Annotated in this window: 10 protein-coding genes; 2 read left to right on the forward strand and 8 right to left on the reverse strand. The window is 64.4% G+C overall.

Annotated features, from left to right (window positions below):
- Positions 1–5: 5 nt before the first annotated feature.
- Positions 6–1,139, reverse strand: coding sequence for an efflux RND transporter periplasmic adaptor subunit (locus ACVJGD_RS07875; protein WP_456633821.1), 1,134 nt, complete (start codon positions 1,137–1,139; stop codon positions 6–8).
- Positions 1,140–1,298: 159 nt separating this feature from the next.
- Between ACVJGD_RS07875 and xth the strand changes: the two genes are divergently transcribed.
- On the forward strand, positions 1,299–2,090 hold the full coding sequence (xth, locus tag ACVJGD_RS07880; protein WP_456633822.1) for an exodeoxyribonuclease III: 792 nt from the start codon (positions 1,299–1,301) through the stop codon (positions 2,088–2,090).
- A gap of 18 nt (positions 2,091–2,108) precedes the next feature.
- Here xth and ACVJGD_RS07885 read toward each other — a convergent pair whose 3' ends face one another.
- Both ACVJGD_RS07885 and ilvD read right to left on the reverse strand, forming a co-directional pair.
- On the reverse strand, positions 2,109–2,948 hold the full coding sequence (locus tag ACVJGD_RS07885) for a tetratricopeptide repeat protein (RefSeq protein WP_456633823.1): 840 nt from the start codon (positions 2,946–2,948) through the stop codon (positions 2,109–2,111).
- On the reverse strand, positions 2,935–4,659 hold the full coding sequence (gene ilvD / locus ACVJGD_RS07890; RefSeq protein ID WP_456640205.1) for a dihydroxy-acid dehydratase: 1,725 nt from the start codon (positions 4,657–4,659) through the stop codon (positions 2,935–2,937). Before ilvD ends, ACVJGD_RS07885 begins: the two co-directional genes overlap by 14 nt.
- A 690-nt stretch (positions 4,660–5,349) precedes the next feature.
- Here ilvD and ACVJGD_RS07895 point away from each other — a divergent pair.
- Positions 5,350–7,548: a lytic transglycosylase domain-containing protein gene (locus ACVJGD_RS07895; RefSeq protein WP_456633824.1), complete on the forward strand. Its 2,199-nt coding sequence runs from the start codon at positions 5,350–5,352 to the stop codon at positions 7,546–7,548.
- A 198-nt stretch (positions 7,549–7,746) separates the two neighbouring features.
- Here ACVJGD_RS07895 and ACVJGD_RS07900 read toward each other — a convergent pair whose 3' ends face one another.
- The 5 genes from ACVJGD_RS07900 to ACVJGD_RS07920 all read right to left on the reverse strand — a co-directional run bounded on the left by ACVJGD_RS07900 (position 7,747) and on the right by ACVJGD_RS07920 (position 13,040).
- On the reverse strand, positions 7,747–8,715 hold the full coding sequence (locus ACVJGD_RS07900) for a tripartite tricarboxylate transporter substrate binding protein BugD (protein ID WP_456633825.1): 969 nt from the start codon (positions 8,713–8,715) through the stop codon (positions 7,747–7,749).
- Positions 8,716–8,802: 87 nt separating this feature from the next.
- Positions 8,803–10,044 carry a threonine synthase gene (locus ACVJGD_RS07905; protein ID WP_456633826.1) on the reverse strand — a complete coding sequence of 414 codons (1,242 nt, stop codon included), beginning with the start codon at positions 10,042–10,044 and terminating at the stop codon, positions 8,803–8,805.
- Positions 10,045–10,062: 18 nt separating this feature from the next.
- A complete protein-coding gene (gene lpdA, locus ACVJGD_RS07910; RefSeq protein WP_456633827.1) occupies positions 10,063–11,484 on the reverse strand; it encodes a dihydrolipoyl dehydrogenase in 1,422 nt (473 codons plus the stop codon).
- Positions 11,484–11,669, reverse strand: coding sequence for a hypothetical protein (locus ACVJGD_RS07915; protein WP_456633828.1), 186 nt, complete (start codon positions 11,667–11,669; stop codon positions 11,484–11,486). Before ACVJGD_RS07915 ends, lpdA begins: the two co-directional genes overlap by 1 nt.
- Positions 11,670–11,672: 3 nt before the next feature.
- Positions 11,673–13,040 (reverse strand): pyruvate dehydrogenase complex dihydrolipoamide acetyltransferase, encoded by a 1,368-nt coding sequence (locus tag ACVJGD_RS07920; RefSeq protein ID WP_456633829.1) that lies wholly within the window; start codon positions 13,038–13,040, stop codon positions 11,673–11,675.
- Positions 13,041–13,095: the final 55 nt, after the last annotated feature.

The following is a 13,095-nucleotide window of genomic DNA, read 5'->3' on the forward strand; positions in this document are numbered from 1 at the left end:
GCTATCTAAGCCCCGGCCTTGCGGGCGCGCGGCTCGGCCCGCGTTCCATCCGACAACAGCAGTTGGCCATCGACGACGACATCCTCGCCGCCGGAAAGCCCTTCGGAGATGACAGAGAACCCGCCGAAGGTGCGGTCAACTTTGACCGGGATGACGTTGGCCGTGCCATTCCTCACCGCGAAGACATAGTTGCCGTTCTGGCTGCGCTGGACCGCCACCGTCGGCACCACCACGGCGTCCTCGTTACGGATGATCAGCTTGGTCTGGACCAGGATGCCCGGCCACAGGGTTTCGCTCGCATTGTCCATGATGCCGCGCACGGTGACCATGCCGGTGGTCGAATCCACGGTGTTCTCGACCATCGCCACCTTGCCCTCTTCCGAGCGCTTGTGCCCGGGGATGGTCGCGATCACCCTGGAATCGCCCTTCGCCATGGCGTCGCGGAGGTCGACAAGCACACGCTGCGGGATCGCGAAGGTGACGTAGACCGGTGCCATCTGGTTGATGGTGGCGAGCGGCTGGGTGTCGGCGGGACGCACGAAATTGCCGACCTTCACATTGGCGGCGCTGATGCGGCCGGCAAACGGTGCGCGGATCGTGGTGTAGCTCTTCTGGACCCGCAGATTCTCGAGCGCCGACTGGTCGGCCTTGATGGTGCCGATCAGGATGTCGGACTGGGTCTTGGCGTTATCGAGATTGACCTGGGTGGTGGCGCCCTTGGCGACGAGATCGCTGTAGCGGCGGAAATCGCGCTGCGCGCCCTCGAGCTGAGCCTGGTCCTTGGCCAGCACGCCCTCGGCCTGCTCGATCTGGGCGTCGATTTGCCGGGCGTCGAGCGTGAACAGGAGGTCGCCCTCGCTGACCCTGGCGCCGTCCTCGAAATGCACCCCGATGATCGTGGTCTCCAACCGCGACTTCAGCGCCACGCTGGCAATCGGCGTGACGGTTCCGATGGCGTCGACATCGACCGGCACCGACCGCCGCTCCGCCTTGGCGAGTTCGACCGAAACCGCACGCGGCCGCTGCGGCGCTTGCGCGCTCGCGCCGCCACCCAACATCCACGAGGAGCGGGTGGCGTAGGCGGCCACGCCAGCGATGGCAATGACGCCTGCAACGAGAATCAAATTACGTTTCTTCATGCTTTTTGCTCGTCCGCCGGCTCACAACAGCCGTGACGACCCAATCCTGCCCCTGCCTGCCCCTCGACGGCGCAATTTGCGCCATTATTTTAAATGGTTATCACAACCGTACGGCAGATGGTATGCCAACGGCGGAAATTGCGACTATAGGTCCCCCTCATGCGCATCGCGACGTGGAACGTCAATTCGATCCGGCAGCGGCTCGAGATTCTCCTGACCTGGCTCAAGGAATGCTCGCCCGACATCGTCTGCCTGCAGGAAATCAAATGCACCGACGAGGCCTTTCCGCGCCTGGAGATTGAATCGCTCGGCTACAATGTCGTGACCCACGGCCAGAAGACCTTCAACGGCGTCGCTTTGCTTTCCAAGCTGCCGTTCGATGAGACCAAGTCGGGCCTGGCCGGTGATGACGAGGATGCGCACGCCCGCTTCCTCGAAGGCGTCGTCACCCACAAGCACGGAGTGCTCAGGGTCGCTTGCCTTTATCTGCCCAACGGCAATCCGGCGAACAGCGACAAATATCCCTACAAACTCAAATGGATGTCGCGGCTTCTTGAGTATTCGAGGGAGCGGCTTAAAGCGGAAGAGCCGCTGATCCTCGCCGGCGACTTCAACGTGATCCCGGCGGCGCTGGACGTTTACAACCCGCCGGCCTGGGTGGAAGACGCGTTGTTCCGCCCCACCACCCGCGAAGCATTCCAGTCCCTGCTTGGTCTCGGCCTCACGGACGCGCTGCGCGCCGTCACCGACGCGCCCGGCCAGTACACGTTCTGGGACTACCAGGCCGGGGCGTGGCAGAAGAATTGGGGCTTGCGGATCGACCATCTGCTGATGTCGCCCCAGGCCAGCGACCGGCTGACCCATGTCGGGGTCGACAGCTACGTCCGTGCTTGGGAAAAACCGTCGGACCACGTGCCGGTTTGGGCCGATCTCGATTTCGAGGCCGCGTAACGCTCTAGAAGCTTGAGATCAGTCGCGGCGGCCCTGCACCCAGTGCTCGAGCATCTGCAGCGCCATCGCGCGGTCGTCGTCGGAGGCTTTGGCGAACGCGCGGTTGTAGCTTTCTTTGATCCACATCTCGTCGGGAGCGGCGCTATCGCGCGCCAGCGTCAGCCACATCAGGCCACGCGCCCGCTGCGGCGGCAGCCGGTCGCCGTTGAACAGCATCTGGCCGAGCAGCGCCTGAGCCTGGTGCTGACCCTTCTGGGCCGCCAGCCCAAGCCAGCGCGCGCCATAGCGGAAATCTTCCCGCGAGGCGTCGGGCGTCTTCAGGTAGAGCCGGGCGAGGTCATACTGGGCGTCGGCATTGCCGAAATAGGACGCGGCATAGGAGAACATCTCCCGCGCCCGGTCGGTGTCCGGCTTGATCTTCGAGTTCGGGATACCGTTGAGGTAGTATCGTCCCAGCGCCACGAAGGCCTGGGCTACGATCGTCGCCTGCGGCGCCGAGGGGCTATCTTCGGCGTGCGCATTGGCGATGCGGCTGAAATATTCGAAGGCGCGCAGGTCGTCCTGGGCGACACCGTCGCCCTCGGCATACATGCGCCCGAGCTTCCACTGGGCGACGGGATGGCCGCCCTCTGCGGCAAATTGCAGCGACGAGAACGAGCTCGTGGAGTTGGCGGCATTCGCCGCGGGCGCCGGAACCGCCACCCGCTTCAAGCCACCCCCAGCGCTGGGCTGCGGGGAAACCATCGGGATCGTGGCGTCCTGCGGATTGACCGGGGCGCCGTCGAACGCGAATCCGGGGCCCGCTACCGGAATGGCCCCTAAAATCAACGCAATAATCGTACGCTCAAATGTCCGCATAACACTGTTTCTCGTGCGCGCCACCTGGATGGGTGACGGCGCCATCCACCGCAGGCCCGACCTGCTGGGCATACTTCCACAGCGCACCAGATGTGTGGTTAGTCGCGCGAGGGGCCCATTTGGTCTTGCGTTCGGCGAGCTCGGCGTCGCTCAATTTTACGTTAAGAGTCCCGGCGACGGCGTCGATCTCGATGATGTCGCCGTCCTGCAGCAGCGCGATCGGCCCGCCGATGGCGGCTTCCGGTCCGACATGGCCGATGCAGAAGCCTCTGGTGGCGCCCGAGAACCGGCCGTCGGTGATCAGCGCGATCTTGCCGCCCATGCCCTGCCCGGTCAGCGCCGCAGTCGTTGCCAGCATTTCCCGCATGCCCGGACCGCCCTTCGGCCCCTCATAGCGGATGACGATGACCTCGCCTTCCTTGTAGGTGCGCTTCTGGACCGCCTCGAAGGCGTCCTCCTCTCGGTCGAAGCAGCGGGCAGGACCCGTAAACTTCAAGTTCGACATGCCCGCGACCTTCACGATCGCTCCTTCCGGCGCAAGATTACCCTTCAAGCCGACGACACCGCCGGTGACGGTGATCGGCTTGTCCGCAGGACGGACCACGTCCTGGTGCGGATTCCATTTCACGCTTTTGAGGTTTTCGGCGATCGTTCGGCCCGTCACGGTCAGGCAATCGCCGTGGAGGTAGCCGTTATCGAGCAGCGTCTTCATCAGCAGCGGAATGCCGCCAGCTTCAAACATGTCTTTGGCAACATAACGGCCGCCCGGCTTCAAATCCGCGACATACGGAGTCTTTTTGAAGATTTCCGCAACGTCGAACAGATCGAACTTGATGCCGCATTCATGAGCGATCGCCGGCAGATGCAGGCCGGCATTGGTCGAGCCGCCGGAGGCCGCGACCACGGCCGCAGCGTTCTCCAGGGATTTACGGGTGATGATGTCGCGCGGCCGGATGTTCTTGGCGATCAGCTCCATGATCTTCTCGCCTGCGGCGGCGCAGAAGGCGTCACGGATCTCGTAAGGCGCCGGAGCCCCGGCAGAATACGGGAGTGCGAGCCCGATCGCCTCCGACACGGTCGCCATGGTGTTGGCGGTGAACTGAGCGCCGCAGGCGCCGGCCGAGGGACAGGCCACACGCTCGATCTCGTCGAGATCGGCATCCGACATGGCGCCGACCGAGTGCTTGCCGACGGCTTCGAACATGTCCTGGACGGTGACTTGCTGGCCGCGGAAATTGCCGGGCAGGATCGAGCCGCCATAGATGAAGATCGAGGGCACGTTGAGGCGGACCATCGCCATCATCATGCCCGGCAGCGACTTGTCGCAGCCAGCAAGGCCAATCAGCGCGTCATAGGCGTGGCCCCGCACGGTCAGCTCGACCGAATCGGCGATGCATTCCCGCGACGGCAGCGAGGAGCGCATGCCGTCATGGCCCATCGCGATGCCGTCGGTCACGGTGATGGTGCAGAACTCGCGCGGCGTGCCGCCGGCGGAGGCCACGCCCTTCTTCGCCGCCTGGGCCTGGCGCATCAGCGAAATATTGCAGGGAGCGGCTTCGTTCCAGCAGGAGGCCACGCCGACGAACGGCTGGTGGATCTGCTCGGTGGTGAGCCCCATGGCATAGAGGTACGAGCGGTGCGGAGCGCGCTCGGGGCCCTCAGTCACGTGGCGGCTTGGCAGTCTCTTCTTGATATTGGTCTTGGCGTCCATCGCGAACCCTGTTTCCCCAGCCATCTCTGTCTTGACCCGGGAAATGGTGATCTTCCCTTCGCTTCGCGAGTGCCGTGGCTTTAGCCTTACGAACATGATTTCATGCAGGGGTGTGGCTAAAAAGCGGCGCGTGCAAGACCCGGCTGATTAAACGGTTAAATCTTAGAGAACTGTTGCTTCATAGCAACGATCGTTGCCCGGCAGCAACCATTTGGACCGGTTCCAGGCATCCAGCGGGCATTTTTCGGGCGCAAAAGCCAGCATGGCAGGGAACCATTCTGGCGAAACGGCAGGTTGGGCTTCGCCACACGCACCCCGCGATTCTCCCTCCGTCGCTCCCTGGGAAAGCATGCGAAGCAGCGACCTATAACCACCGGAGGTTGCCAGGCACGGGCAAGCGGCCGCCGCTTGGCGCATTGCCATCGCGCAGCCATGCAAGGACCATGATCGCGTCACTTGCGCGTGCTCGTGAGAAGCCACGCAAGAGAGCACTGTTCATCGACAGAGGCGAAGTTCCATCTCGACCAATCCGCAATTTCACCACGTGAAGGTTCCGGTCACTTCAGCGTTTTTTGCGCGCTGTGGCCTGAGCGCGACAGTTGCGAATCGATGCTGTGCTAACCTTAGGTCATTCAAGCCGCACGGTTTGCGACTTGGTTTGTGTCTGATGGTTCGCAGGGGGACCATGGAATGAACCAGTGCTTACGTTCGCTGTCTTGTCTCCTCACGGTGGCGGTGCTCGCGCTGTTCTCGACGGACGCGTCGGCACGATCAAGCCACAAGCAAGCACACATCAAGAAGACGAACGACGCGAAGGCGCGCAGCCAGCGCGACGCCTCCGTCGGAAAACGCGGACGCGCCAAGCAAGCCGATGCGCGCCGCAAGTCGAAGCAATCGAAGGATGCTTCAGCACAGAAGGAAGATTCTGCGCCGACCCCGGCACTGTCTGGCGATCTCGCGCTGGTGAAAGACGCGATCGATCTGGCGCGCAAGGCGAAGACGGAAGAGGCGACCGCCACCAGAGACAGGATCACCGATCCGGCGGGCCAGAAGCTCGTCGAATGGTACATCCTGCGCCACTCGGAGACGACGGCGAATTTCAAGCGCTACGACGCGTTCATTGCCGCCAATCCGGATTGGCCGAGCATGGCGTTGCTGCGGCGCAAGGCCGAGGGACGGCTGTGGGAGCAGCGCACCGATGCGGTCACGGTTCATCGCTTCACCCGCGATCGGCCCACCAGCGCCAAGGGCAAGTTCGCGCTGGCGCGTGTGCTCCTGACCGAAGGCGACCGCGATGGTGCAGAGCGCCTGGTGCGCGACGCCTGGCGCTCGGATGAATTGTCGGAACGGCTGGAAAGCGACGCCTACGAGCTGTTCGGCGATCTTCTGACCCGCGAGGATCATCGCGCGCGCATGGACAAGCGCATCGGCGCCAAGGATCTCGCCGACGCCAGGCGCGCGGCGCAACGGCTTGGCAGCGACGAGCTTGCCATTGTGAAGGCGTGCAGTGCGGTGGCAGCGAAATCGAGCAAGGCGCTCGACCAGCTCAACGATGTCGCAACTGACGCCCGTAAGGATCTCGGCTACACGCTTTGCCGCCTGCAGTGGCTGCTCGGCCAGAACCAGATCGACGATGCGGCCAGCCTGGTGATATCAGCGGCGCCCGAGACCATGGCGCTGCAGGACACCGATCAATGGTGGCGCGAGCGGCGCCCGCTGGCCCGCAAGCTGCTCGATCAGGGCAAGTTCCAGACCGCATACGACGTGATTGCCGCCGCCGCGCTGCCGGCCAACGAATATTACCGCGCCGATTTCCACTCCATGTGCGGCTGGATCGCCTTGCGCTATCTCGATGATCCCGTGACGGCGGCGACGCATTTCGCGCGCATCGACGAAGGCGCGGCCAATCCGATCGTGCTGGCGCGCGCGAACTACTGGCGCGGCCGCGCCGCCGAGGCGCTCGGAGAAAAGGACGCGATGCGCGCCAGTTACGAAGCCGCCGCGCGCTATCCGACCGCCTATTACGGACAGCTTGCGCGCGCCAGGCTGGGCCTTGACGCGATCGAGCTGCGGGCACCCTCGCCTGTTGCCGCCGCCGACGGCACGGCGGCTGCCGACGAGCGCGTGCGCGCCGCCGATATGCTCTACCAGATCGGTGAACGCGACGTGGTGCTGTACTTCGCCGCCGACCTCGGCGAGCAGAGCACGGATGTCCCCATGCTTAACGCGCTCGGCGAACTCACCGCCCGCCGCAACGATGCGGCGGCCATGATGCAGCTCGGCAAGCTGGCGCTCGGGCGCGGCCTTGCGCTTGACTACTACGCCTTCCCCACCATCGGGATCCCCAAACATACCCAGGTTGCGCCCGAGATCGAGCGCAGCATGATCTATTCGGTGGCGCGGACCGAGAGCGCGTTCGACCAGCGCGACAAGTCGCCGGCCAATGCGGTCGGCCTGATGCAGGTGACGCCGGAAGCCGGCCGCGACACCGCCAAGCGCTTCGGCGTGACCTATGACTGGGACCGGATGGTTTCCGATCCCGTCTACAACACCCAGATGGGCGCCGCCGAGCTCAGCGCGCTGCTCGCAGATTACAAGGGCTGTCACATCATGACCTTCGCCGGCTACAACGCCGGCCGCGGCCGGGTCCGCGACTGGGTGAAGGCCTATGGCGACCCGCGCGATCCGAACGTGGATCCGGTCGATTGGGTCGAGCGCATTCCGATCTCCGAGACGCGCAACTATGTGCAGCGCGTGATGGAAAATTTGCTGGTCTACCGCGCGCGCTTTGAGAGCGGCACGGCGGTGGCGACGAAGGCGGATCAGCGCGTGGTCACGCAGGAGGTCAACGCGGCCGCGCCGGCTTCGGCCGCATCTGCGGCGCAGTGATTTCCCTTGCGGCTCGCGTCCTGCCAGACCCTCATGGTGAGGAGCGCGCAGCGTGTCTCCGGACGATGCTATCGCATCGCCGGGCGAACCATGAGGCCCCGCTCTCGCCCGCGGCCCATCCTTCGAGACGCGCGCGATGCGCGCTCCTCAGGATGAGGACATCACGCGTGGCAGCACCCTGAATTGAGCCGGGAAACCTCAATCCACCTTCACGTCGGCGGCTTTGATCATCGGCCACCATTTTGCGATCTCGGCCTTCTGCCAGTTGCCGAGGGCTTCGGGCGTGAGCTGATCCTTCGGCGGCATGCGCAGGCCGAGATTTTCGAGCTGTTTTATGACCGCGGGATCGTTCAGCGCCTCGATGGCCGCGGCGTTCAGCTTGGCTGTGATCTCCTTCGGCGTGCCCTTGGGCACCCAGAGGCCGGACCACAGCGTCATGTGGAAGCCCGGCAGGCCGGCTTCGTCGGTGGTCGGAACGGCAGGCGCGGAAGCAACGCGCTTGTCGTCGGTGACGGCGTAGGCACGGATGTTGTTGGCGCGGACCTGGTTGATGGAGTTGGAGGTCTGATCGATCATGATGTCGATCTGCCCCGCGACGAGATCGTTCAGCGCAGGCCCCGTGCCGCGATACGGCACATATTGCAGCTTGATACCCGAGACGTTCTCGAAATAGAGCCCGGCGATGTGGCTGCCGGAGCCGGCGCCCGCGGTGCCAGCGGTCGGCGGCGACGGGCGCGACTTCAGCCAGGCCAGGAGTTCGCTCAGCGACTTCGCAGGAATAGCGATCTTGCTGACGATGATCATCGGGTTGCTCGGCAACAGCACCACGGGATCGAGATCGGCGACGAGGTCATAGCCGAGCTTGTAGACGGCGCCATTGGCGACATGCGTGCCGAGATGGCCGAAAGAGATCGTGTAGCCGTCCGCCGGCGAGCGCACCGCGCGGCCGACGCCGATCGAACCGCCCGCGCCCGTCACGTTCTCGATCAGGAGCGTCTCGCCAAGCGAAGCCTTCATCCGCTCGGCGAGGATACGCGCCATCGCATCCGACGGCCCGCCGGCCGAGAACGGCACGATGATCGTGATCGGACGCGAGGGAAAATTCTCCGCGACAGCGACGCTGCCGAACAAGAGGACTGCCAGCATCGCCAGAACTGTTCTTCGCATCGCTCCCTCCCCTGTGAAGCCGTGCTCGGCTTGTTCTTATTTGGACATGGTCAACTCGACAGAACGGTACCCGCCTTCTCCAATTCCCTAGAACTGCGCGAAGTCGATCGGCTTGAAACGATCGAGCGTCCGCGTGACCGGCGGCAGCGGATATTTAAGACCTGTGGCGCAATTGAACAGCATCACGCGATCGTTTTTCGTGACGCGCCCGTCGGCAAGACTTTGCTTGTAGGCGGCGTAAGTGGCCGCGCCCTCGGGGCACAACAGCAGCCCCTCCTCGCGCGCGACCTCGCTCAGCGCAGCAGAAATCTTCGCGTCGTCGACCGCAATGGCAAAACCTTTGCTCTCGCGGACCGCGCGCAGGATCAGAAAATCTCCGATCGCCTGCGGCACGCGGATGCCCGAAGCGATGGTGTGCGCGTCTTCCCAACGCGCCGCATGCTCGGTGCCCGCTTCAAAAGCACGCACCATCGGGGCGCAGCCGGAGGCCTGCACCGCCACCATGCGCGGGCGCTTCTTGCCGATGAAGCCGATCGCCTCCAGTTCGGCAAAGGCCTTCCACATGCCGATCAGGCCGGTGCCGCCGCCGGTCGGATAGAAGATCACGTCGGGCACGTCCCAGCCGAGCTGCTCGGCAAGTTCGAGCCCCATCGTCTTCTTGCCTTCGATCCGGTACGGCTCCTTCAACGTCGACGTGTCGAACCAGCCGACCTTGGCCTTGCCCTCGCCGACGATCTTGCCGCAATCGTCGATCAGGCCGTTGACGCGGTAGACGGTCGCGCCCTGCAGCTCGATCTCGCTGACATTCACTTCCGGCGTGTCGGCCGGGCAGAAGATCGTGGTCTTGATGCCGCAGGCGGTGGCGTAGGCGGCGAGCGCCGCACCGGCATTGCCGTTGGTCGGCATTGCCATGTGCTTGATGCCGAGCGCCTTGCCCATCGACACCGCCATGACCAGGCCGCGCGCCTTGAATGAGCCGGTCGGCAGCCGGCCCTCATCCTTCACGATGATCTCGCCGCCGCCGAGCCTGGCGCCGAGTTTCGGCAACCGGATCAGCGGCGTCGTCACCTCGCCGAGGCTGACGATGTCCTTGCACTGGCGCACCGGCAACAGCTCGCGATAGCGCCACATGTCGGCCGGACGCTCCTTGAGCGCGTCCTTGCTCAGCGCCCTCTTCACGCCCGCAAGGTCGTAGCGCACGAGCAACGGCTTGCCGGCCTTGGAGAGGTTGTGCACTTGGTCGGCGGGATAGTGGTCGCCCTCCATCGCGCATTCGAGATGCGTGACGAAGCTCGGGCGTTCGATGGTGAGGTTGTCGTTGTCTTTCACGGTTCGCCGTCCCTCTCGTTACATGTTGAGGACGCGGCCATAGGCGTCCAGCACCGCTTCTTTCATCATCTCCGACAGCGTCGGATGCGGGAAGATCGTGTGCATCAATTCTTCCTCTGTCGTCTCCAGGTTCATCGCGATCACATAGCCCTGGATCAGCTCGGTGACCTCTGCGCCGACCATGTGCGCGCCGAGGAGCTGGCCGGTGTTCTTGTCGAAGATCACCTTGACCATGCCCTGGTCTTCGCCGAGCGCGATCGCCTTGCCGTTGCCGACGAAGGGGAAGCGGCCGACACGGATGTCGCGGCCGGCTTCCTTGGCCTTGGCCTCGGTCATGCCGACGGACGCGACCTGCGGATAGCAATAGGTGCAGCCCGGGATCATATTCTTGTCCATGGGATGCGGATGCAAGCCCTTGATCGCCTCGACGCAGACGATGCCCTCATGCTCGGCCTTGTGCGCGAGCATCGGGGGACCGGCGACGTCGCCGATCGCGTAGATGCCGGGGACGTTGGTCCGGCAATAACCATCGATCGCGATGATGCCGCGTTCGGCCTTCACGCCGAGCTTCTCGAGCCCGATGCCCTCGACATTGCCGACCACGCCGACGGCCGAGATCACCCGGTCGAACTCGATGGTCTGCGGCTTGCCCTTGCCGTCGTCGATGGTCGCGACCACGCTGTCGCTCTTCTTGTCGAGCTTTGTCACCTTGGTATTGGCCAAGATCTTGATGCCCTGCTTCTCGAACGCCTTGTGCGCGAATTTCGCGATCTCGACGTCCTCGACCGGGAGGATCTGCGGCAGCACCTCGACGACCGTCACCTCCGCACCAAGCGTGCGGTAGAACGAGGCAAACTCGATGCCGATCGCGCCGGAGCCGATCACCAGCAGCGATTTCGGCATCTTGTCCGGCACCATCGCCTCGAAATAGGTCCAGACCAGTTTCTTGTCCGGCTCGAGCCCCGGCAGCACGCGCGGCCGCGCGCCGGTCGCGATGATGATGTGCTTGGCCTGATAGGTGCCCTCGCCGAGCGCGCCCTTCGGTGCTTCCACGGAGGACTTCTTGACCGTCAGCCTGCCAGGCGCATCGATCGTCGCCTCGCCCCAGATCGTCGTAATCTTGTTCTTGCGAAACAGGAAGCCGACGCCGTCATTGAGCCGCTTCACCACGTTGCGCGAGCGCTGCACCACCGCCTTCGGATCGAAGGCGATGTTCTCCGCCGAGAGGCCGTAATCCTTGGCGTGCTGCATCAGGTGATAGACTTCCGCCGAGCGCAGCAGCGCCTTGGTCGGGATGCAGCCCCAATTGTTGCAGATGCCGCCGAGATAGGCCTTTTCCACCACCGCGGTCTTGAAGCCGAGCTGCGCCGCGCGGATCGCGGTGACGTAGCCGCCGGGGCCGGCGCCGATGATGATAACGTCGAAGGAGGTGTCAGCCATCACAAATCCGATCTAGCGAGAGCAACCAGAAATCCGGTCCAACCAAGCGCAAGCAGCCCGGCGCCGCCCAGCATGATCCGGAACTGGGTCGTCGATGCCAGGTCACGGGCGCGGACGATCAGCGCGGCAATCGCCAGCGCTATTGCAAGAACATAGGGACCATAGAGCAATGCGTCGGACGTCACGCATCACACCATCATCATGACGGGGTTTTCGATGAGCTGCTTGAAGGCGCCGATCAGCTCGGCGCCGAGCGCGCCGTCGATGGCGCGATGGTCGCAGGAGAGCGTCACGCTCATGATGCTGGCGATCTCGATCTTGCCGCCCCGCACCACCGGCCGCTCCTCGCTGGTGCCGACCGCGAGGATCGTCGCATGCGGCGGGTTGATCACGGCGGTGAAGTGGTTGATGCCGTACATGCCGAGGTTGGACACGGCGGTGGTGCCGCCCTGATACTCTTCCGGCTTCAGCTTGCGCGCGCGGGCGCGGGCGGCGAAGTCCTTCATCTCGCCGGAGATGACCGACAGCGTCTTGGTCTCCGCTTTCCGGATGATCGGCGTGATCAGTCCGCCCGGCATCGCCACTGCAACGCCGACGTCGGAATGCTTGTGCTTGACCATGCCGCCTTCGGTCCAGCTCACATTGCAGTTCGGGATCTTCTGCAGCGCGATCGCCATCGCCTTGATGACGAAGTCGTTGACCGACAGCTTGTAGAGCGGCTTCTTGTCGGCATCCTTCGGCGCGGCGGCGTTGATCTCCTCGCGCGCGGCAAGCAGCTTTCCGATGTCGCAGTCGATCGTCAGATAGAAATGCGGGATCTGCTGGATCGACGCGGTGAGGCGCTGCGCGATGGTGCGGCGCATGCCGTCATGCGGCACGATGTCATACGAACCCGGCTCGAACAGCGCGAGGATCTGCTGGTCCGACATCGAGGGTGCGATCGACGGCGTCGTGGCAGGCGCGGCCGGCGGCGCCTTCAGGCCCTTGCCGGACTTCGCCTCCTCGACGTCGCGCGCGATGACGCGGCCGTGCGGGCCGGTGCCGTTGATGCGCCCGAGCTCGATGCCGGCTTCCTTGGCGAGACGGCGCGCCAACGGCGACGAGAAGATGCGGCCATGGCCGTTGACCTGCGCTGCCGGTGCAGCGGCTTGCCGCGCGGGTGACAGGGCTTCAGCAGGTGCCGCAGCCTTCGGCGCCGGCGCGGGTTGGGCGGGAGCCGGCGCAGGCGGCGGTGCAGCAGGCTTTGCGGCAGGCGCCTCAGCGGCTTTCGGGGGCGCAGCTCCTGCGCCGCTCGCGGCCGCCTTCACGTCCTCGCCGTCGCCGGCCAGCACCGCGATCACGTCGTTGACCGGAACGTCCTGCGTACCCTCAGGCACCAGGATCTTGGCGATCGTGCCCTCGTCCACCGCCTCGACTTCCATCGTTGCCTTGTCGGTCTCGATCTCCGCGATCACGTCGCCGGACTTGACCTTGTCGCCCTCCTTCTTGAGCCACTTGGCCAGATTGCCCTTCTCCATGGTAGGCGACAGCGCGGGCATCAGGATGTTGATGGGCATGGTGACCTCACAAAGCTAGCTCTTGCATGGCGGCTTCCGTCGCGTTGAGGAAGCC

It is taken from the genome of Bradyrhizobium sp. USDA 10063 (genome assembly GCF_054063735.1).

Coding starts and splice junctions, on each gene's coding strand:
- ACVJGD_RS07875 (WP_456633821.1), bottom strand. CDS start 1,139: ATGAAGAAACGTAATTTGATTCTCGTTGCAGGCGTCATTGCCATCGCT.
- xth (WP_456633822.1), top strand. CDS start 1,299: ATGCGCATCGCGACGTGGAACGTCAATTCGATCCGGCAGCGGCTCGAG.
- ACVJGD_RS07885 (WP_456633823.1), bottom strand. CDS start 2,948: ATGCGGACATTTGAGCGTACGATTATTGCGTTGATTTTAGGGGCCATT.
- ilvD (WP_456640205.1), bottom strand. CDS start 4,659: ATGGACGCCAAGACCAATATCAAGAAGAGACTGCCAAGCCGCCACGTG.
- ACVJGD_RS07895 (WP_456633824.1), top strand. CDS start 5,350: ATGAACCAGTGCTTACGTTCGCTGTCTTGTCTCCTCACGGTGGCGGTG.
- ACVJGD_RS07900 (WP_456633825.1), bottom strand. CDS start 8,715: ATGCGAAGAACAGTTCTGGCGATGCTGGCAGTCCTCTTGTTCGGCAGC.
- lpdA (WP_456633827.1), bottom strand. CDS start 11,484: ATGGCTGACACCTCCTTCGACGTTATCATCATCGGCGCCGGCCCCGGC.
- ACVJGD_RS07920 (WP_456633829.1), bottom strand. CDS start 13,040: ATGCCCATCAACATCCTGATGCCCGCGCTGTCGCCTACCATGGAGAAG.